This window comes from Clostridium arbusti SL206 (assembly GCF_000246895.1).
In the GTDB taxonomy this organism is placed as follows: Bacteria; Bacillota; Clostridia; order Clostridiales; family Clostridiaceae; genus Clostridium_I; species Clostridium_I arbusti.
Window position 1 is genome coordinate 27,652 of the sequence record NZ_BAEV01000007.1, and the last position, 21,224, is coordinate 48,875.

At 31.9% G+C, this 21,224-nt stretch carries 17 protein-coding genes; 1 reads left to right on the forward strand and 16 read right to left on the reverse strand.

Annotation, left to right across the window (positions count from 1 at the left end; genetic code table 11):
- Positions 1-122: 122 nt before the first annotated feature.
- From RH99_RS02520 to RH99_RS02570, 11 genes are all read right to left on the reverse strand, one after another.
- Entirely contained in the window at positions 123-2,099 is a 1,977-nt protein-coding gene (locus RH99_RS02520; RefSeq protein WP_010233625.1) for a molybdopterin biosynthesis protein, read from the reverse strand.
- A gap of 5 nt (positions 2,100-2,104) precedes the next feature.
- Complete coding sequence (locus RH99_RS02525; RefSeq protein ID WP_010233626.1) at positions 2,105-3,337, reverse strand: molybdopterin molybdotransferase MoeA; 1,233 nt, start codon at positions 3,335-3,337, stop codon at positions 2,105-2,107.
- A gap of 88 nt (positions 3,338-3,425) precedes the next feature.
- Positions 3,426-3,875, reverse strand: a complete 450-nt coding sequence (locus tag RH99_RS02530) for an MOSC domain-containing protein (protein ID WP_010233627.1) — start codon at positions 3,873-3,875, stop codon at positions 3,426-3,428.
- A gap of 1 nt (position 3,876) precedes the next feature.
- Positions 3,877-4,851, reverse strand: coding sequence for a GTP 3',8-cyclase MoaA (gene moaA, locus RH99_RS02535; RefSeq protein WP_010233628.1), 975 nt, complete (start codon positions 4,849-4,851; stop codon positions 3,877-3,879).
- Positions 4,852-4,902: 51 nt separating this feature from the next.
- On the reverse strand, positions 4,903-5,973 hold the full coding sequence (locus RH99_RS02540) for a 4Fe-4S dicluster domain-containing protein (protein ID WP_010233629.1): 1,071 nt from the start codon (positions 5,971-5,973) through the stop codon (positions 4,903-4,905).
- Positions 5,974-6,037: 64 nt separating this feature from the next.
- Positions 6,038-6,745 (reverse strand): TorD/DmsD family molecular chaperone, encoded by a 708-nt coding sequence (locus RH99_RS02545; protein WP_010233630.1) that lies wholly within the window; start codon positions 6,743-6,745, stop codon positions 6,038-6,040.
- A 1-nt stretch (position 6,746) separates the two neighbouring features.
- Positions 6,747-7,736 (reverse strand): dimethyl sulfoxide reductase anchor subunit family protein, encoded by a 990-nt coding sequence (locus tag RH99_RS02550; RefSeq protein ID WP_010233631.1) that lies wholly within the window; start codon positions 7,734-7,736, stop codon positions 6,747-6,749.
- Positions 7,737-7,741: 5 nt separating this feature from the next.
- Positions 7,742-8,323 (reverse strand): DMSO/selenate family reductase complex B subunit, encoded by a 582-nt coding sequence (locus RH99_RS02555; RefSeq protein ID WP_010233632.1) that lies wholly within the window; start codon positions 8,321-8,323, stop codon positions 7,742-7,744.
- An 18-nt stretch (positions 8,324-8,341) separates the two neighbouring features.
- Entirely contained in the window at positions 8,342-11,011 is a 2,670-nt protein-coding gene (locus RH99_RS02560; protein ID WP_026038369.1) for a molybdopterin-dependent oxidoreductase, read from the reverse strand.
- A gap of 428 nt (positions 11,012-11,439) precedes the next feature.
- Positions 11,440-12,876, reverse strand: a complete 1,437-nt coding sequence (locus RH99_RS02565; protein WP_010233634.1) for a DHA2 family efflux MFS transporter permease subunit — start codon at positions 12,874-12,876, stop codon at positions 11,440-11,442.
- A 21-nt stretch (positions 12,877-12,897) separates the two neighbouring features.
- Positions 12,898-13,764: a TetR/AcrR family transcriptional regulator gene (locus RH99_RS02570; protein ID WP_010233635.1), complete on the reverse strand. Its 867-nt coding sequence runs from the start codon at positions 13,762-13,764 to the stop codon at positions 12,898-12,900.
- 418 nt (positions 13,765-14,182) lie between these two features.
- Between RH99_RS02570 and RH99_RS18450 the strand changes: the two genes are divergently transcribed.
- Complete coding sequence (locus RH99_RS18450; protein ID WP_010233636.1) at positions 14,183-16,234, forward strand: Ig-like domain-containing protein; 2,052 nt, start codon at positions 14,183-14,185, stop codon at positions 16,232-16,234.
- 100 nt (positions 16,235-16,334) lie between these two features.
- On the opposite strand, the gene RH99_RS19460 is transcribed toward RH99_RS18450, so the two are convergent.
- The 5 genes from RH99_RS19460 to RH99_RS02610 all read right to left on the reverse strand — a co-directional run bounded on the left by RH99_RS19460 (position 16,335) and on the right by RH99_RS02610 (position 21,182).
- Positions 16,335-17,408 carry an N-acetylmuramoyl-L-alanine amidase gene (locus RH99_RS19460; RefSeq protein WP_010233637.1) on the reverse strand — a complete coding sequence of 358 codons (1,074 nt, stop codon included), beginning with the start codon at positions 17,406-17,408 and terminating at the stop codon, positions 16,335-16,337.
- A gap of 457 nt (positions 17,409-17,865) precedes the next feature.
- Positions 17,866-18,330 (reverse strand): hypothetical protein, encoded by a 465-nt coding sequence (locus RH99_RS02595; protein WP_010233638.1) that lies wholly within the window; start codon positions 18,328-18,330, stop codon positions 17,866-17,868.
- A gap of 321 nt (positions 18,331-18,651) precedes the next feature.
- On the reverse strand, positions 18,652-18,939 hold the full coding sequence (locus RH99_RS02600; protein WP_010233639.1) for a hypothetical protein: 288 nt from the start codon (positions 18,937-18,939) through the stop codon (positions 18,652-18,654).
- Between the two features lie 163 nt (positions 18,940-19,102).
- Positions 19,103-19,924 (reverse strand): alpha/beta fold hydrolase, encoded by an 822-nt coding sequence (locus tag RH99_RS02605; RefSeq protein WP_010233640.1) that lies wholly within the window; start codon positions 19,922-19,924, stop codon positions 19,103-19,105.
- A 343-nt stretch (positions 19,925-20,267) separates the two neighbouring features.
- Positions 20,268-21,182, reverse strand: a complete 915-nt coding sequence (locus tag RH99_RS02610; protein ID WP_243441436.1) for a DUF4351 domain-containing protein — start codon at positions 21,180-21,182, stop codon at positions 20,268-20,270.
- Positions 21,183-21,224 lie beyond the last annotated feature (42 nt).

The window sequence follows — 21,224 nt, forward strand, 5'->3', positions numbered from 1 at the left end:
ACTATCTGCCTTTCACAATTTCACATTTGATAATATCTGCCACTTATTTTTCACTCTTTAATGTTTAACTATATATCTTTTACAACGCCATTATCCTACTTTATTTAGGATATAGAAAAGCTTTAAACTCTATCAATAACTTTTAGAATATCCTCTTTATCTATTTCCTTTACAGAAATTAGCTTTTGATCATTATGTGTTATTATTTCCCCAATATTTGAATAATCGTAACCTCCAAGCCTATCAAGTTCTTTTAAAAACACATCACTTTTCATAACATTAATTAATTCTTTAATTGTTTCCATTTTCAAATATTCCTCTGGTACTGCAAAGTCATATTCCTCATTGCACACTGGAATAAAATCAAGTCCCATCATTTCTGCTGCTGAATATACTCCAAGACCACAATCTACATCCCCACTAGCTACTGCTGCTGCTACAGATAGATGGGTAAATTCTTCTCTTTCATATCCATTAATATCACTTGGGGAAATATCTAATTTCTTTAAATAATAGTCTAGTAGTAATCTTGTACCTGCTCCTCTTTGTCTATTTACAAAGCGCACACCTTTTTTTGATATGTCTGAAATTTCTTTAAGTGACAATGGATTGCCTTTTTGAACCATAAGTCCTTGAATTCTATTTACTACTCTTATTAAAGCTATATCCTTATCTTTTAAGTATTTATTAATATAGGAAATATTGTATTCACCACTTTCCATGTCCAATAGATGTATTGGAGCAATATGCGTTTCTCCATTTTTTAGTGCCATTATTCCCCCCATGCTTCCAGTGTGAGCTGAAGATAAATAATAGTCAGAATTCTTTATATGAAGTAAGTCAGAAAGTGTATCTAATATAGGATCATGGCTGCCTATGCAAACAATAGTATTTTTAATTTCATCTATATTTTTCATAAGACTTATTTGCACTCTGGTTCCAGCTTCAATGCCTTCTACGTTTTGAGGAACTTCTAATATTCCATCTGCCCTCACCAGTGACATTGTAGATCCTGCCCCTCTTGAAAGTGGTGTGGCAATGAGTTTATCTCCTACATATCCTAGCTTCATTCTTATAAATTCTAAATACTTTAGCGAAGACATGACTCTTCTCGATAGAATTGCCTCTACTTTTTGTGTTTTTTCAGGATTCATTCCCTGATATCCCTCTATAATTCTTCTAAGCACCTTATCCATTACAAAATAGGCTGAAACCGGATATCCAGGTATTCCAAGCACTGGTTTACTATCAATTTTCCCCATAATAACAGGTTTGCCTGGTTTTATAGATATACCGTGTACATAAACTTCTCCTAAGTCAGAAATCACATCACTTGTGTAGTCCTCTCTTCCTGCAGAAGATCCAGCATTTATTATAACTATGTCACATTCTAAAACAGCTTTTTCTAAAACAGCTTTTAAAGTTTCATAATTATCCTTTACTATTCCATATCTTCTGGGTATTCCTCCATATTGAACAATTTGAGCACTAAATACTCTTGAGTTGAAATCAATTATATCACCTATTTTAAGACTACTACCTGGATCTACAAGCTCGGTACCAGTTGGAATAACACCTACCAAAGGCTTTTTATAAACTTTAATAGTATTTACTCCTCCAGCGAGCATTGCCCCCATATCTACTGGCCTTACAACATGACCAGAAGGTACAATAAGCTGATTTTCAACTATATCTTCACCCAGTGGCCTTATGTGCTGCCAGGGTGCTGCACTTTTATATATTTTAATTTTATCTTCATCTATTTTAACTATATCTTCCACCATTATTACACAATCATATTCTCTAGGAATTGGATCTCCTGTATCTACCACTAAATAATCCTTGCCTTCCTCTAGTATAATAGGCTTCTTTTCAGAAGCTCCTATAGTATTTGAGCTTTGAAGAGCAATACCGTCCATAGCAGAACAATTATAAAATGGAGAGGATATTTTTGAATAAACTGCTTCTGAAGTAACTCTTCCTAAGCATTCCTCCGTACTTACCAATTCCTTATTCAAAAATGAATGCTCTATTTTTTCCAAATATTCTTTTAATGCTTCTTTTAATTCATAATTTGATAAATATACTTTTTGTGCCATAATAATCACCTCTGAAATTTATAAACATATACTTTTTCATATTTAGAAATTCCCTCTATATTTTTATTAATCTTTATGTAACCCCATGCCTTTGTAAATCCGCTGATAGCTGCTGATTTAGTCAGAATAGGCGTAGCTATATATTCTCCTTCTGTATTATCAATAGTAACTGGAAGATATTCTTCTCTTCCTTTGGCTTTATGATAATTCATACTGAATTTGCATGGAATAGGATAGTCTTCCTCTTGAAATCCAATCATTGTATGCATAAGATATCTAACTAATATTCTGTAAACTACTGCACAAGAAAGGGGATGACCTGGAAGTCCAAATATAGGTTTATCTTTTACTTTTCCAAGTATAGTAGGCTTACCTGGTTTTATAGACATCCCATGAAAAAGTATTCCCGGCTTTCCAAGCTCATCAATAACTCTTGCAGTTTCATCTTTCTTTCCTACAGAACTGCCTCCAGACACAAGCACTAAATCACACTCATCCATGGCCTTTCTAACAGTTGTAAATAATGCTTCATAATTATCTCTAATGACTCCATATAATATAGGTTGTCCACCATCTTCAATAACTGAAGAATAAATAAGATAGGAGTTAATGTCTCTAATTTCACCAGGCTGCGGCTGTTTTTCAGGGGATACAATTTCATCTCCTGTTGAAATTATTCCAACTCTTGGTTTACAAAATACTGGCACCTTAGTAATTCCTAAACTTGATAGCATACTTATACTATAAGGTCTCAGAAGTGTTCCCTGTTTAAGCACAGTTTCTCCTAGTTCTACATCTTCATCTTCATTTAATACATTTTCTCCAAATGAAATCGATTTATTGGCAAGTACAGTTATATCATCCATTTTGTCAATATATTCTATCATAATCACACTATCAGTTCCTTCAGGAAGCATTCCTCCCGTTGGTATATACATACATTCCCCTGGAAATTCCAGTGATTTAACAGGCATTTTACCCATTTTAACTTCACCTTTTAAATCAAGCATAGAAGGCATACTTTCACTGGCACCCTGTAGATCTCTAAACTTAACGGCATAGCCATCTACCATAGATCTTTTAAAACCAGGAATGTTTAAAGGTGATACAACGTCCCTTGACAATACTCTACCGTTACATTCTTTAATATCTACTAATTCTGTTCCTAAATTTAATTTAAAATTACAGTTTATCACATCCTTTGCTTCCTCTACAGATACTACTTTATAAAATTTCATATTATCCTCCTATCCTTCATATTCACAATCTCTACCTTTTTTAATTCACATATATAATTGTACTTAACTTATCTATTAATTTTTTTGTCTATACCAGCGCAATTTCAGAAATACCAATTACCATTTCATCTCCTGCTTCAATTATTCCACCATGAATTACCTGTGCAAATACCCCCTGCGTTGGCATAATACATTCACCCATCTTATAATAAATCTTACAATGAGTATGACACTCTTTCCCAATCTGCGTCATCTTGAGTATTACATCATTACATTTTAAAATAGTACCTACCGGAAGATTTCTAAAATCAAATCCTTCTACTATGAGGTTTTCACCAAAAGCCCCAGGGATTACATTAGCACCCTTCCCATTAAATTCATCTATTTTTTCTTTTGATAACAAGCTCACCTGTCTATGCCATTTTCCAGCATGAGCATCTCCAACTATTCCCCAATCAGCTTTAAATTCTGCTTTATTTATATTTTTCTTTTGTACTCCACGTTTTTCACTAATACAAACAGCTTTTACAATTCCCATTTTATCCTCCTATTTGAGCCATACTTTTAACTTCTACTTTATTTTCATCCTCTAAACGATAAAATTTATGTTCCTTTGGTTTATTGATAATTGCCCCTTTAATTGCCTCTTTTATTGATTCATCATCTGCTCCACTTCGAATCATACTACGCAAATCAATACCATAATTAAAGTACAGACACGATTTCAAATAACCTTCTGAAGTCAAACGAATGCGATTGCAGGTATCACAGAATTTATGATTTACTGCATCAATAAAGCCAATACATCCTTTCATAGATGGACTTTTAAAATATCTGGCTGGTCCATTTCCACGTTTTTCTTTAACCTCATACAAATCACTGTATTCATTTTGTAGCAGTTTAAAAATTTCTACACCTTTAATTGACTTAAATTGTTTTCCATATCCAATAGGCATCATCTCAATAAAGCGGATATCTATATTTTTTTTCTCACATAATTTAAAGAAATCAATAAATTCATCATCATTAAATCCTCCAATTGATACACAATTAAGCTTAATTCTTATATCAGTATCCAATGCCGCTTCAATAGAGTCCCAAACTTTCTTAAAATTATCTCTTCCAGTGATTTCTTTATACTTCTCTGCATTCAATGTATCTAAACTGATGTTAATTCCATCTAAATCGATTGCTTGAAAATCATGTAATTTTTCCTGTAACAATACAGCATTTGTCGTTATAGTTACCTTTTCAATAAGAGGTAATGACTTAATTCTTCTAATTAAATTTTCGCTATCTAAACGTACAAGTGGCTCTCCCCCAGTAATTTTAATTTTTTTTATTCCTAATTCTGAAACGCATTTACAAATACGAAGTATTTCCTCATAAGTTAAAATGTCAGAATGATTTACATTTTTTATGCCGTAAGGAGTGCAGTACTTACATCTTAAATTACATCTATCTGTAATAGAAACTCTCATATAATCTATATTACGACCATATAAATCTTTCATAATTTTCTCCTTTCCAATTTATCAGATGACTAGCCTCTGTAATACTTTTTTCTACTTTCCACCATTTACTGAATTCTTTTTATGATAGCAAGTCATACAAAGTTCTTCTCCATCTTTTGGTTTTACAGGTGCACCACATTGTTTACAAATCCCTGATTTGATTTTTGTTCTAATTGGCATAAATACATTATCAACATATACTACTTTCATTCCTTCAATTGCTTTATCCATACAGACAGTTTCACATACTCCGCAGCCATCACATTTCCAAGCAGTATGATTCATAATGCCATTACCTTTTTCTCCTTTCGAAATATGAATTGCTTTTTGAGGACATACTCTCTCACAAATTCCACACCCCCAGCATCGGCTCCCGAAAATCGGTGTACGCCACCCAAACTTTCTTTGCTTAATATTTAGATATTCAACATTTTTCAATCTATTTGCTAGTAATTTTCTATAAACCATTCCATCTAATTTAATGCTTGTATCTTCTGGAAGCATAGTACTAATTGCAGACCTTGATTTTTTGAACATAAATGCAAACATTTCTCGTCTAGAAAAATGTTTTTCCGGTATTGGAAGCATATTATCATTAATGATAATACGTTTATTGTACAATTCCTCTCCAAGAAATTCTTTTACGCGTTTCAGGTTTAATTCTATTAATCCTTCATTAGTACACTGTTCTTTACAATTGTCACAATTTCTTCTCACAATTATTACTGGCTTTTCTAAGGCTAGACATGCTAATGCCTCCCAAGGACACGCAGCTATACAATACAATTTTACATCACTGTATGTTTGTTCCTGATTGCAGTTTAAAATAATTTCTTCACCTTTTATCTCATAAGCACTTAAAATTTTGTTCATAGCACCATAAGAAGAACGAATTGTTCTAGAAGGACATGAGGAAACACAAATATTACAATTTATACATTTATACCAATCAATCTTTTTTAAATTTACAGACTTTATTATTCCTCTCTGACAAGCCTCTTCACATGCTGTACATAATTTTTTTCTCTGCTTTTCATTGATACAACGCTCATATTCAATAGTTGGATGATTTTCATCTATTAACTTATTGAATACATATTGTGTTAATAAATCGTCTAACATAGTACTACCTCTATTTTTTCTGGTTTTACAATATTCACTTCAAAATTTATTTCTGCCACTTTATCTAAGCATTAATGGCAGGCACTATATTTTTTATATTATCTAATATTTCAATAATAGTATCATAATCAATACGTAAAAACTCCTTTAGAATATCTGCCATCTCTGGATAATATAATTTTGAATTTGACTTTTGCATTTGCTTTGCAAAATCAGGAATCCATATTTGAAGATGATATTGTAAGAAATCTTTTTGCTCATTTAAAAGCTCAATTACTCTTTCCATATTTTCATTTTCAAATGCTTCTTGTATTTTCATACTTAAGATATACATAAAATCTAATTCAAGTGCAATATGATCATCTGCTACATGAAGATATCTAGTTGGAACAATTCCATACTTCATGTAAATTTTACGAACTTCTAAAGTACTTTCTCGGAATAAAATGCGTTCTTTTGTTATATATACAGATTCCCAAGGAGGAGCCGGCATTTTTTCTGGTCCAATAAGTAATTTTGTATACTCTGTTTTAATCTTTTCAATGAAATCATCATTTAATCCATAAGCAATAGACTTCAGATATTCTGCTGCATTGACCATGGCATGATTATCTTTTGTATCCAATAATTTCAAGGCATTTATAGTAACATTAGCAGTCACTACTTTCAATTGCTTTTCACTTGGATCAGTGCCAAATACATTCTGAAATATCCTATATAAATACGTTCTGTTTGCAATAAGTATTTCAATACTTTCTTTTTCATTCATCATATTAAATTCTCCCAATCTTAGTAGATATAAATATTGTATAGAATAAATATTTGCTTATAATTGCTGATATTATTATGAATGCAACAGATAAAATTCTTGACTCATTTCCAATCTTTATTAAAACTCTACTTTTACCTGATTTCTCTCTAATTTCTTTCCAGAAAAAGAATGTAACTCCTGCAATCTCAAATAAATATTTTAATACAACTAATGCACTTTTTTCATTAAGTAATTTTGCACTTTCTGATCCTGCTAATCCTAAGGTAGATAAATTAACACTATAGAAAATTCCACTTATAATTTGTACTATTAATGCCAATAATATTGCTCCACCGATAATTTTCCTGAAATTTTCTGTTTGATCTTTATAATCAAATGCATAATATAATATTCCTCCGATCAAAACTACATTTGTATAAAAATCTATAAACGTTTTTGCTCCATCCCAGGAAGGAACACTTGCAAATGTATAAACATTCCCCATAATAGCCACATCTATAAGTCCTATGACCACTACTGACCAGATAAGTATATTCTGTGCTAACTTTGAAGAAGGTTTCACAAATGTAATAATGGCATTTACTACAATCAACACTATTAATATTCCAAAAAATAGAATTTCTTTAGACAACCATGAAAGTCCTATGACCACGGCTAACAAAGTGAGTATACTCTGTACTAACCTTGCAGAAGGCTTCACAAATGTAATAATGGCATTTAGCACAATTAATACTGCTAATATCTCAGAAAATAAAATCCCCCTTGAAAGCCATGAATTTCTAATATTTCTTAAAACGTACAATACTTTAAGCGGCTGACCTAAATATAACAGATATGCAAGTATACCAATAATTATAAATGCTGCTGCTACAATAACAGGAAGTTTCTTAACACTATCTTTGTTTTTTAATTTATTAATAGCTAAAAATAATATAATTCCCACTGATGATTCAATTCCTATGGAAAATATCAACAATCCCAGTTCTGACATACACACTATACCTCTCTTTCCACATAAATCTTTGAATATGCATTTTTCCTTGGCTTAATCAATACTGATGGATTTGTTATAGAAGCTGATGGTAAAATCGGAAGTTCACTCACCACATCTTCTCCATATTTTCTCTTTAAATCATCCAGTTCACCAAAATCAATGCATCGCATAATACATGAATCTACACAGACAGGATTTTTCCCTTTAGCCACCAAATCCTTACATGCATCACATTTGTTTATAATGCCTTTCTCCTCTATATACTGTGGTACTTCATAAGGACAATTCCAAATACAATACTTGCACCCAATACAAATATTAGGATCATAATCTACAATGCCATTTGCTTCTAATTTGTGCATAGCTCCAGTTGGACATCCTTCTACACATTTTGGATTTTTACAATGGTTACAAGTAGTAGAAAGGTGATAAATACCTGGACTTGGGAAACTACCCGTTTCAAATGTTTTCACCTCACGGAAGAGAGTCCCCACTTCTAAACGATTTTTATCTTTACATGCAATCTGACAAGTACGACATCCAATACATTTTGTCATATCAAAATAAAATCCATATTGACTCATTCTATCTCACACCTTTCTTTAAAATATAATTCTTTGTGGAACATCTGTATCGGCTGGTAATGGAGTGCCTGTCCATTTCTCTAAGTTTACATTTTGCGTATTCCATCCTGAAACTCCCCCACCAGTAGAAATATTCCCACACAAATAATTATCTGCACCTGCTTTATCAATGCCATTGGATTCATCTAAATCTGCCCAGGCACCATGTGGAAGTCCAATAACACCTGGAGCAATACGTTCTGTTACGTAAGCGTGACGAAGAGTTTTGCCATAAGCACTTGTAATTAAAACAGTATCTCCATTCTTAATTCCCTTTTCATCAGCACTCCTTTTTGAAATATAGGCTGGCTGCTTCAAAGCTTCGCGAAGCCATGGCACATTATCATAAATAGAATGGGAACGTCTTATATAATGAGGATTAATTAACTGGTATGGATACTTTCCTTTAGCCTTATCCCCAAAATTTGAATATGTGCTTTCATAACCATCCCTTGGAGGTACATATTTTGGTAATGGTGAAACTTCATTATAACCCTGACTATATAAAATATCAGCTTTTGTCTGAGAATAAATTTCAATTAAGCCAGTTGCTGAATTCAAAGGATTTTTCACAGGATCCTTTCTAAATTTTTCATAAGCAATATTCCCATAGTTATCTCCATCATGCCTTTCTACTTGATAAATACCATCTTCTAAGAACTTATTCAAAGGAACTTTACCTTGCTGCGGCTTACCAGTACAACCAAATTCTGCAATATCTTTAGCTGTAATCTCTACCAATGGTTCATAACCTGTTCCTTCCTTATTTATTACAGTGGAGTTTACTAATTTATTAAAGAATCTTTGTTTTTGGCTGATTGGATACATATCTTTTTCTGGAACATCTAACAATTTACCAAGCTCAATGTTTATCCAATCATCATCCTTTGCTTCATAAATTGGTTTTATAACATTGCTGTATACCAGCATAATATCACGGTTACATCCAGATGAAGGGAAATTACCTTCACGTTCCCACCATGTAGTAATAGGAAGAACAATATCCGCATATTTTGAATTTGTAGTTAAAAATGAAGACTGACTTAATACAAATTCTACTTTACGATGCACCTGAATTCCTTCTTTCATACCTTCACGTGTTTGAAGAATTGCACTTCCACTATGCCATATCATCTGAATATTAATTGGTTTTTTCTCAATTTTCTTTTTTAAATCTACTTTTGATACTACCTTTTTCCAATCAGCTGGTTTCCCATTAATAGAAGGAAAAACGCCAGAAGGATTATAACTCCCACTTGAAATTGCTTTCCACCCTTCTGTATCATTTAAGTAAAGAGGTGTATAGGTCTTTGCCTTTGATACCATCCCATCGCTGCCTGAAACCACCAATGCTTTTCCAAAGTTTGCAGCATTATTCCAGCAGGAAGTACCTGTAGCATGTCCAGATTTACCAATATGACCACCCATAGCACCTAATGTTATAAATAATTGAGGCATTGAATCACTATTATGAGTACGTGCAGGTGCCCAAGTAGTTAATAGTGCAGTCTTTGTATTTTTTCCTATTCGCCTTGCTAACTTCCGAATTGTATCAGCTGGCACACCAGAAATTTCTTCTGCCCACTCAGGTGTTTTAGGAGCATTATCGTATTTTCCAAGCAAATAGTCTTTAAAATTTTCATTTTCTCTTGCATCTGGAGGCATGTGCTCTGCATCAAAGCCATAAGTATAGTGATTTAAAAAATCCCAATCAATTAACGGGTTTGTTACCGGATCATCTTCTTTTAGCATTGTATATGCCAGTGCTAATTGAAGTGTCATATCCGTTCCAGGTCTAATTGGAATCCATTCTGCCTCTAAAGTTGCTGCTGTATCTGTATATACTGGATCAATAATTACGAATTTACATCCTTTTTTCTTCATCTCCAAATAAAAATGCGTTGAATTTCCCATGGCAGACCAAGCTGGATTTAAACCAAATCCCACAACCAGCTCTGACTTTTGCAAATCAAATCTATCATTTACTGCATCTCGTACTAAAATTCCATCTCCTATTCCTAAAATATGGGGCACTGCATACCATGCGCCATAAGAGCTAGTCCCCCAATGAGAAACATAAGACCCTAACTTATTTAATAAAGGACCAGGCTCACCACTTGTAGAATAAATAGATTCTACTCCATACTTATCTTTAATACGTGTGATTTCATCTGCTATGTATTTTAATGCCTCATTCCATGAAATTCTTTCCCATTCATCTTTTCCACGAAGTGATTTATCTCCCCCACCTGGTTTCCAGTTTTTACGCTTCATAGGATATTTCAAGCGATCAGCTCCCTGTGCTTCAAATTGCTCTGCTCTCCCCCTTAAACAAGCTCTTTGCTGCGGATTATCGTCAGTATCTTCTCTTAAATCATCTGTTTTTTGACGCACCACTACTCCGTCAACTACTAATGCTTTGACTAAACATTTTCCTCCACAATTATGCCAGCATGCTGCTGAAACCCACTTTCCGGCATTAGTATTAATATGAGCTATATCTGCTTCTTTTAAACTTGCTTCTTTCAATGTGTTGTCATAACCTGCTAAAGGCAAACTTGCAACAGCTGCTGTTACAGCAGCACTACCTTTTAGAAATTTCCTTCGATCTACCTTAGTATTTACTAATTTATTTATAAAGTTACTCATACCCACAATATATCCTCCTCATCTTTGAAATTTTAAAATAATCATTAATATTACTGAAGCTAATTTTTCCATATTTTCTTTACCTATGCTTAAATCTAAACAATACAAAAAGACTAATTCTTCTTAAATTACTTCAAGAAAAATTAGCCTCTAGTTTTCTAGTCAACTACAACATTGTTATTAATTATTATAATTTAACTTTAATATTTCAAAATCCAATAATATATTATCCCTATATGTTTAATATAAATATATTATCCTTATTTTTTTATCCTATGTCAATACAATATTGACAATTTTAGCATTTATTTAGAATTTATATTATTTAATTGTAATTTTCCTATATTTTATGATTAAAATAAAAAATTAGTCAGTATCCCTTAATATCTTCCTATACAATCTAATCCCTGTTAATTAAATATAAAAAATTAACCTTCCTTTACCTCTTGAAGCACTTCTTCATTCTCTGTTGTATTTTTATCACTCTTCAATAAGAAAACAAGTAATAATCCAAGGAAGGATACAACAGCAGCTATAACAAATGCTGAATTCATTCCAGCTATCTGAGCATTTAGTGGATTAGTGTATTTCCCACTTTTAGCCACATTACTCATTACAGTTATTAATACCGCCGTTCCAATTGAGCCACCAACTTGACGGAAGGTATTATTCATAGCAGTAGCATGTGCTATAAGCCTATTTGGAAGAGCGTTAATACCAGCAGTTACTAATGGCATCATTACCATTGATACGCCAGCCATACGCACTGCATACACAATTACAATAAAGGTAATTGATGTATCTAATTTTAAATAAGACAAGAGAAAAGTTGTAATAGTTATAATGGTAAGGCCAATAATAGCCAATAATTTACTTCCTATTTTATCAAAAATTATACCTGCTATAGGTGACATACCTGCCATTACAATAGCGCCTGGAAGCAGCATTAATCCAGAATGTAAAGCAGATATTCCACGCATATTTTGTGTATACAGAGGCAACATAGTTTCTATTGCCATCATAAGTGCAAATATAAGCATACTAAGCACAGTAGTTAAAGCAAATGTTCTATTTTTAAATACTCTAAACTCAAGTATTGGAGAATCAATTTTTAGTTGTCTTATTACAAATAGTACTAAACTAACTGCACCAACAACAATTGTTCCAATTACCCAAGGATCCGTCCATCCATCTGAACCAGCAGTGCTGAATCCATATAATATTCCACCAAATCCCAAAACTGATAGAATAACAGATAAAATATCTAAATTAGCTTCTTTTGGCTCTGTTACATTCTTTAGTATAAATAAAGCCACAACCAAATCAATTACAGCAATAGGTAAAATAATATAGAATAAATAGTTCCAAGAAAAACTATCTACAATCCAACCGCTTAAGGTAGGACCTATGGCTGGTGCAAATGAAATTACAAGACCAATCATTCCCATTGCTGCTCCACGCTTTTCTTTTGGGAAAATAACCAAAAATACTGTCTGCATAAGCGGCATAAGAGCACCAGCTCCAACTGCCTGCAGAATACGGGCAATTAATAAAATTGAAAAATTAGGTGACAAAGCAGCTACTAAAGTACCCACAGCAAAAATACCCATTGAAAAAATAAATAAAGCACGTGTTGAATACCTTTCAATTAAAAAAGCTGTTATCGGAATAAATATTCCATTTGTAAGCATAAAGGCCGTAGTAAGCCACTGTGCTTTATCTGCTGTAATATTAAAACTTCTCATAATATGTGGCAGTGCTGTAACAAGTAGAGTTTGATTTAAAATTGCTACGAAAGCACCAATAATAAATACTATAACAATTGCATTACGATTACTTGCTTTTAAAGATGTTGTATTATCCATAAAAATTTTCTCCTTCTATATCTATATAAGTGTTCTCAATCGACTGATTAATGGTTTAAGATTATCAATTTGATTTAAGTAACCTAGTAAAGAATCTACTAAATAATTTACTCTTGTTTTTTTTGAAAGTTCCTGATGAAGATGGTTTAAGGCAGCTAAAAATTCTTTTTTCAAAGGATCATTATCTGAAATATCATTTAATACATCTTTAATATCCTCTAAACATTTTTCAATAGTATCCTCTTCAATTCTATCTTTATTTTCTATACAATTGAATCTGCTATTCATCTCTTGGTCTATTAATAGTGGCGGCCTATTTTGTTTGTCTTTAACTAGTGCATCTAAAATGCTCTTTATTTCTTCAATGACTTGTTTTGTGTTCACTGTTGATTTATTATCTATCATCACACCAACAAACATATTGATAAGTGCATTAGTTATAAAGGTTAAATCCCATACAATATTTTTAATGTCCTCTCTATAGTACTTAAGTAAATTATCTTTATTCCATTTCATAATTGTATATCTAATAAATTGTACATGTTTTTTTATCTCTACACATTCAACAGAAGTGGATGTAAACATAAGCATTTTAGAAAGCTCTTTATTGGCTTTGTAGGATTCAATTTCATAATAAATTTTTGCTTTAAATTTTTCTTCATCACTGATATCCTCTTTGGAATCAATAATTGAAGATTCATGAATCATCTGGTGAAGATTGTATTCAAGTAACTCCCTTAACAATTCATTTTTAGATGCAAACAATTTATAAATTGATGCCTTTGATATACTGCAAACTTCAGCTATACATTGCATTGACACATTATTATATCCATGCTTTGAAAAAAGTTTTTTTGCTGCCAAAATAATCTTTGTACGTTTCTCCATATATATTTTCCTCTCTGAAAACTATAGAGTTTTTATAAAACCCATCAGTTCCTCCGTAGATTATTATAACTTCTATTTAATATAAAATCAATACAAATTTTGTCCTAAAAATTTAATTAAATCATTAAGGCATGTGAAAATAAATAACAAGTCAAAGATGCGACGTCTATTTTGAATTATACAAGGAAACAGGTCCTGATAATAGTGGTGCTATCAGAGGGTTCTGCTGACGCAGTAGAATTCAAAATAGGCTAGCATACCGACTAGTTATTTATTTGAATGTGCCTAATACTTAATAAAAATTTAATAAAATTTAATTTTCTTTATAAAATTGATATAAAATTGTGATAATATATAATTATAATTGCCAATGAAATGCTTTTAATGTCAATTTAATATTATATAGAAGGGGGATAATATGAATAGAAAGAAAATATCAGTAATGATCTTAGCTTTTATTATAGGAAGCACATTGTTCATGCCAAAATCTTATTTACCAATAGCATCGAATAGAGTCTATGCGGCAACTATCAATGAAAATCTTCCAGTGATGTCAAATATGCAATCTAAGTCTATTGATCCAGTAATACAATATTTGACAATAAAAGCTATAGGTACTGATCATATATCAAATTCAAATACAACAAATATGAATAGGCTTTTGCCTTTAATATGTATAGATAGTCCAATCAGTAAAACTTATATTACGAATAAAATCATCATATCAGGATGGTCCTTAAATTCTTCAAGGGTATCCAGTGTTGATATTCTTATAGATGGAAATAAAGTAGGAAACGCAATTTTAGGTATAGCAAGACCAGATGTAAAAAAAACATTTCCAATTTATAATGATATAACAAGTGGTTTTATTTATACTTTAGATACAAGTAAATTATCTCCTACTTCCCATAAAATAACCATAGTATCTAATGGTAATGATGGAAGCTATGCTGATCAAAGCATTACATTAAATAAATCTGAAAGTTCACCTTCTACAACTGCTTCAGAAAATAAGCAGTCAATAGGAAAAACTGATATTACTCTTGCAGACTGGGCACTTAATCCTTCTAGAGTTAATCATATTAAAATATTAGTAGATAATCCAAAGGTAAACGCAGCTCCTTCTGGGAATCTAACGGCAGATGCAAATAGAACCTATTCTGATCATAGTAAGGACACTGCTGCACTAGCTATAGCTGGTACAGAAAATAATAAAGACACAATACCTGGAGATAAGAAACAAAAGCCACAAGGCAAAGCACCGGAAGATAATACACAAAAAGCTAATACACCAGCGGTGAATAATAAATCCTTAGTTTCTATAACATCATTGATTCTAAATGAAAATACATATAATTTAACAGTAGGAGATACAAATACCTTAACAGCAAATATAGCTCCAATAAATGCTTCAAATAAAGCTTTAAGTTGGACATCCTCAGATAACGCTGTGGCAGAAGTAACTGATACCGGAAAAGTAACTGCTGTGGGTGCTGGAACAGCTAAAATTACTGCAACCACTAAGGACGGAAGCAAAACTTCAAGCTGCGCTGTCACTGTTAATACTAAAAAAGGCTATGTATATAATCCCGAGCTTGAAATTGACCTTAATGTAAGATCAGCTCCAAATTTAGATAGCAAAGCTTTAGGATTTATGTATAATTATGAGAGATTTGATATTTTAGGAAGTACTGTTGATGGTGATGGAAATGTATGGGATAAAATAATTTATAATGGTAATACAGGCTATATATCCGATGCCTATGTGCAGAAATATACTTCTCCACCGGATAATGTAGTTAAAATAGCAAGTAATATAACTAAAACCTTCAGTGAAATTACTGGAAACACTGATGATACAAGTTTATCCCCAGGATATATTAAGCAAAGTTTAAGCCAAGGAACTCTTCAGCCCCTTCTTAATAGAATGGACAGACAGTATAATGATGAACTTAAAAGTATTTTTGGGACAAACTATGATGCTCTGCACAATATGATACTTGACACACCAAAGAATCAATCTGAGTGGGCTGACAGCATTAGTGATTCCTCCAATAAAATTATTGAACCTTGGTACTCACAGCTTAGTGATTTATTTGGCAATAAAGATTTCATAAACATTAAATCAGATGCACAGGTATACACAGTAAAACAGGCCATGATTATATGTGATAAATACAATTTAAAGACATCACGCGGCTTTACCCTTGCCTTTGATATTTCAATGCAAAATGGAGGTATAACCTCAGATGCTGAAAAAATTATTGATGGAGCTATTCACCATAATCCTGATATACCTGAAAAAGAACTTCTTCAGGTTATTGCAAATGCCACGGCAAACACTGCAGTAAGTGATCCTGATTATATTAGAGAAAGAGAAACAGCTATAATTAATGGACAAGGAAATGTTCATGGAAATATGCTTTATCTTGATAGTGATTATGGTTTGAGTGATAAATTGTGGAGATAAAAAATAGGGCAGATTAATCTGTCCTATTTTCTCTTTACATAATATTTATACATCATCAGTAAGTGCATCAATCTATAAACCTTTGTAAACTTACTATTTTCTAATTTGAACTGCTAATTATACCTTTAACAATAGCATTTGCAATATTTTCTGGATTGTATTTATCCATATCGCCATTTGAATCAACAAAGCAAGTTTCTACTAGCACTGCTGGCATCACTGTGTTATTTAGTACATATAAATGTTGTCCATCTACTCCCTGTACTTTAACACCTCTATTATTATATCCCAGTGCAATCATGTTATTTTCAATATTATGAGCAAGTTCTATGGACTTAGCACTTCCGCCGGCCCACACTTCAGTACCCTTACCACCACCAGCATTTGCATGAATACTTACAAATAATTCTGCATCACCATTATTGGCTGCATCAACTCTTTGCTGCAATGAATCTTCAACACTGCTTGCAGTATCTGGTTTAGTAGAGATTACATTGTATCCTTCTTCTTTTAGTTTATTTATAACTCTTTGTCCAACATCCATAGTTATTGTATCTTCTTGTCTAATTCCAGTAGCACCAGAATCATAAGCTACATTATGTCCTATGTCTATAGCTACGGCAATTGTCTTAGCCTTACTTTGTAGTTGTGCTGCCTGCTGATCCTTCACAATTTTTACCCTAATTGCTTCGGCTCTTAAGGATTTACCAACAGTTCCAGCAACTTGTCCATCTTGTACCCAATCCATCCAGCCTATATTTTGAACGTGCACTTGATACTGAACATGATAACCGGCAGGTGCATTATTTAACTTAATTTTTATAGCCTCAAGCCGTAAAGATCTTCCTTGAGTTCCTGCCATTTGTGAATTAGTAACCCAATCCATCCAACCCACATTTTGAACGTGAGCCTGATAAGTAATGCTCATTCCCGATACATTACCTGATAGATTGATTTTAACAGCTTCCAGTCTTAAAGATCTTCCCTCAGTTCCTGACGTTTCACCATCATTTACCTGTCCTTGCCAACCTATATTTTGCACATGACTCTGATAATTTATATGTACATCATTAGTCTCCGCTTTTACAACATTATACGAGCCGAAAACCACTAATAAACTACTGATTATTATAAGTATACGTAAACTAAATTTCATTTTTTTCATTACATTCATTCTTTCACCTCCCTTCTATTATATTATTCGTAATTTTACGTGAAAATTTTATAGTGTACTTAATAGTATATATTTATGTTATTATACTATTCGTTATTTTTCAACATTATATTCCAAATATTGTGGGTTTATTTGAAAAATTATGTAGAATTTTGATTTATAACTACTTATCTTTTCATGCATTAAAGGTTAATACCTCCACCTCTAAGCTAAGCGTAGGTGGGACTTTCAATCAGATGGGGTAGAGTCCCCACCTGATTTCCCCATGTTTCACTTTGCTGAAACCAGTTCACTTAACTTAATTATATTTTTTTATTTAAGTTTATAATTATTAAATATCAAAAAAAATCTGTGTAACCCTCCATTATCTTCATGAAGTTTACACAGATTTTTTACAACTTTATATGTTTTTATAAGTCTATAAGTATCATAACTAAAGTTATATGTTTATTGCAAATTAGCAGCAGCAAACTGGAGTATTGTTCATACACATTACAGCATTACATCCACATTCCATCATGCTCATCATGCAGTCACAACATCGATGAATCATAGAAGACATCATTTCATCACCACTAGTCCAAGTCATGCACATTCCATCTGTAGCCATTTCGCATTTACACATTCCCATCATCATGTTGCATTCCATCATTTTCATTCCATTCATCATCATGCACATGCTAGTCATTCCACCGCTTAACATTGAGCAAAGATTTTGCATCATTGAAGCAGCTGTTTCATCTTTTGACATGCACATCATTTTCATTCCATTTTCACATTTTTCCATTTTCATTTCCATACGTGGAATCATCATCATGTTCATTTGTGTCATAGGCATATCCATCATACCCATACCGTTATTCATCATCATACCTTTACCCATCATCTTATTCATGTTAGAACCCATGATTTTTGTTTGCATTTTACATCCTCCTAAAATTTAAAAAATTTATAATATTGATTTAGTAATCCGCCTCTAGTTTACTAGTTGGCCTACACCTCTAGTTTATTTAATAAGCCTTACCTCTGATATATACAGTAAGCAGTACCTATTCTAGTAGTTACACCTCTGGTTTATCCAGTAAGTTTATCTAATAAGTTACGCCTCTAGTCTATCTAGTGAGCTATCCTATGCCTCCAGTTTTCTGGTCAGCATATTAGGCATCTTCAAATAAATAGCTAGTCAGTATACTAGTCTATTTTGACTTGTTATTTATTTTCACATGCCTTAATTATTAATTTTTTAACATTTTAGGCACAAAAAAACTACAGCAGTATTTATAAAATATTTCATAAATAACTCTGTAGTTCTATACTTAACATATTTATAATTTTTATTCATTATTTTACATAAACAACTGCATGCCATGCCCATTTTATTTACCATACAGCAGCAACAACAGCATAAACAAGACATAATCTTACAACATACAAAACACATAGCATTCATACATTTACCCGTAGCTATAGAAGAGAATATTTCATTAATTATTAAATTTTTATTCAATAAATTTACTTTTAATAATTTCATTTTTACGCTCTCCTTCGCATCATAAGTTTTTACATTAATTACATTTTATACCGCACCAATATTTATGTCAAGTATTAAATTAAATATTTTATATTCCACTTCCATTAAAGAAATCATTATATTTATTTTTCTTAACCTGCTCCATTAACTTGCATAAGCTCTACTATAAAGCTTCTGATAGAAACTCATCAAGCAAGTTATTAAATTTATCAGGATATTCCCAGAACATCATATGACGCCCTAAAACAAACACCTTAGTATTAGGAAAATACCTATTCATAAATGGGACTCCTACTCCTGCCCTAGGTTCTGAAATAAACATACATGATGGTATTGATTGATCTACTAATTTTGCTGCTTTAGTTTTATTTAAAAACATACCACTGGCATACAACTCCCGTGCTATATAATAAGGTGTACGTATTGAGTACTTTATTATTTCATTTATTTCTTCTTTAGAAAGCTCACGTTCAACCATAAATTCAGTAGTAAAAGGAAGCATAAAACGTCTTAAGCTTCTATTAGAATTCATATTATATGTATAATTATTTGATATTTCATCGATTTCTCCACCTACCCAGTCATCCTTATTTATAGATAATTGTTTTGGTGTAATATCAATATTTACTAATGCTTTTACATTTGATAATCCTAATTCCTCAATATATCCCCATGTTACTAAACCACCAAAGGACCATCCAACTAAAATTATATTTTCTAACTGAAGATAATTTAAGAGCTTCACAAGGTCTTTTATATGGGTATTATAATCATTTCCCTGTAAGGCTATTGTAGATTTACCATAGCTTCTTGGGTCAATGGCAATAACTCTATAGTTTTTAGAATAATAATCAATTTGATATTGAAAAACATCTGAAGTGAATGTCCATCCTGGTACAAAAACCAAGGGTATTCCTTTCCCCCTATCTATATAATACATATCTATATTAGGTTCAATTTCAAAATAGTTATCATTTTTCAACAATTATCATCATCTCCATTTTGATAAATAAGAGAGGCTGTATTTCATCTATGATGAAATACAGCCTCTAGTTATCTAGTCAGCAATAATATTATTAAAGTGTAGTACTAAAAAAGGCTGAATCTTATCCTTAAAATAAAGAATAAAATTCAGCCTCTAGTCTCTCTAGTAAGCTAATTCATAAGATACACGGTATACTAACTCCGAAATTATATATTAATAATTCAATTACCAACTATTAATATATCTTTCCTACGAGTATAATCATATTTTTAGAAAATGTCAATATATTTTTACATCAATATAGTGAATCACTTTCACAGAGTGCGGTGGAGTCTTACAGCCTCTAGTTATCGGATAAATATTTTTTTACATCATCTAAAATTTCAAATCCAAATACATCTCCTACTATAACTTCCAAATCTGAATAATCACTTTTTTCTATTTTATTCTTAATTTCCTTTGGCAAAATACCAAACTTTTTAGTTAATAGTTGTACAATAGTTTTAATTAATTCTTGCCTTTTTCCTTCTTTTATTCCCTCTTTTATTCCCTCTTCCCTACCTTTTTCATAAGGTTCTTTATAAAGTTCAGATGCCATATAAATCTCCTCCTTTATATAATTTTCTAAAACTTCAAATTTATATAGTCGTTTGCTTAATTCCACTGTCAGGTAATAATAGTCTTTATCTTCAAGCTCTTCTACAACTTTAAGACATTCTTTAATATGCTCCTCATCATTTTCATTACCATGCTGCATAAATATCCTTAGAGGATACAATACTAATTTATCACTGTTTAGTACTTCATACTTATTCATATCATATACTTTTACCACTTTGTAGCTGTATTCTAATACTTTTTCACCTTGTACAATCATTTCAATTTTATTATTAATATTTTTAGTACTTTGTGGTGATTTTAATATTATTAACACCTGATATATAGGTAAATTATCATACCAATTTATACTACTAAGATATCTGAGCATTCTCTTATTCATTGCCCTGTTACTACTATAATTTGATTCAAATTCCATATGAAGTATAAATTTTTCATCATTCATTTCAACCTTTGCTAGATAATCAGCTCTCTTCATATCCGACATTGATAACTCACTAAACTCTAAATGCAATTCTTCTGCATTTTCTATTTCTGGCATTCCTATTGTTCCTAGTGTCTTAGCATCCTTTTTCTCAAGTGCCTTTATTGTTTCATCAAAAATATGTTTCCTTGTTTTATCCTTAGAATTATTACTCATATTTTTCCCTTTCATCAACTAACACTCTATTACTTATATTAT

Coding starts and splice junctions, on each gene's coding strand:
- RH99_RS02520 (WP_010233625.1), bottom strand. CDS start 2,099: ATGGCACAAAAAGTATATTTATCAAATTATGAATTAAAAGAAGCATTA.
- RH99_RS02525 (WP_010233626.1), bottom strand. CDS start 3,337: ATGAAATTTTATAAAGTAGTATCTGTAGAGGAAGCAAAGGATGTGATA.
- RH99_RS02530 (WP_010233627.1), bottom strand. CDS start 3,875: ATGGGAATTGTAAAAGCTGTTTGTATTAGTGAAAAACGTGGAGTACAA.
- moaA (WP_010233628.1), bottom strand. CDS start 4,851: ATGAAAGATTTATATGGTCGTAATATAGATTATATGAGAGTTTCTATT.
- RH99_RS02540 (WP_010233629.1), bottom strand. CDS start 5,973: ATGTTAGACGATTTATTAACACAATATGTATTCAATAAGTTAATAGAT.
- RH99_RS02545 (WP_010233630.1), bottom strand. CDS start 6,745: ATGATGAATGAAAAAGAAAGTATTGAAATACTTATTGCAAACAGAACG.
- RH99_RS02550 (WP_010233631.1), bottom strand. CDS start 7,736: ATGTCAGAACTGGGATTGTTGATATTTTCCATAGGAATTGAATCATCA.
- RH99_RS02555 (WP_010233632.1), bottom strand. CDS start 8,323: ATGAGTCAATATGGATTTTATTTTGATATGACAAAATGTATTGGATGT.
- RH99_RS02560 (WP_026038369.1), bottom strand. CDS start 11,011: ATGAGTAACTTTATAAATAAATTAGTAAATACTAAGGTAGATCGAAGG.
- RH99_RS02565 (WP_010233634.1), bottom strand. CDS start 12,876: ATGGATAATACAACATCTTTAAAAGCAAGTAATCGTAATGCAATTGTT.
- RH99_RS02570 (WP_010233635.1), bottom strand. CDS start 13,764: ATGGAGAAACGTACAAAGATTATTTTGGCAGCAAAAAAACTTTTTTCA.
- RH99_RS18450 (WP_010233636.1), top strand. CDS start 14,183: ATGAATAGAAAGAAAATATCAGTAATGATCTTAGCTTTTATTATAGGA.
- RH99_RS19460 (WP_010233637.1), bottom strand. CDS start 17,408: ATGAATGTAATGAAAAAAATGAAATTTAGTTTACGTATACTTATAATA.
- RH99_RS02595 (WP_010233638.1), bottom strand. CDS start 18,330: ATGCAAACAAAAATCATGGGTTCTAACATGAATAAGATGATGGGTAAA.
- RH99_RS02600 (WP_010233639.1), bottom strand. CDS start 18,939: ATGAAATTATTAAAAGTAAATTTATTGAATAAAAATTTAATAATTAAT.
- RH99_RS02610 (WP_243441436.1), bottom strand. CDS start 21,182: ATGAGTAATAATTCTAAGGATAAAACAAGGAAACATATTTTTGATGAA.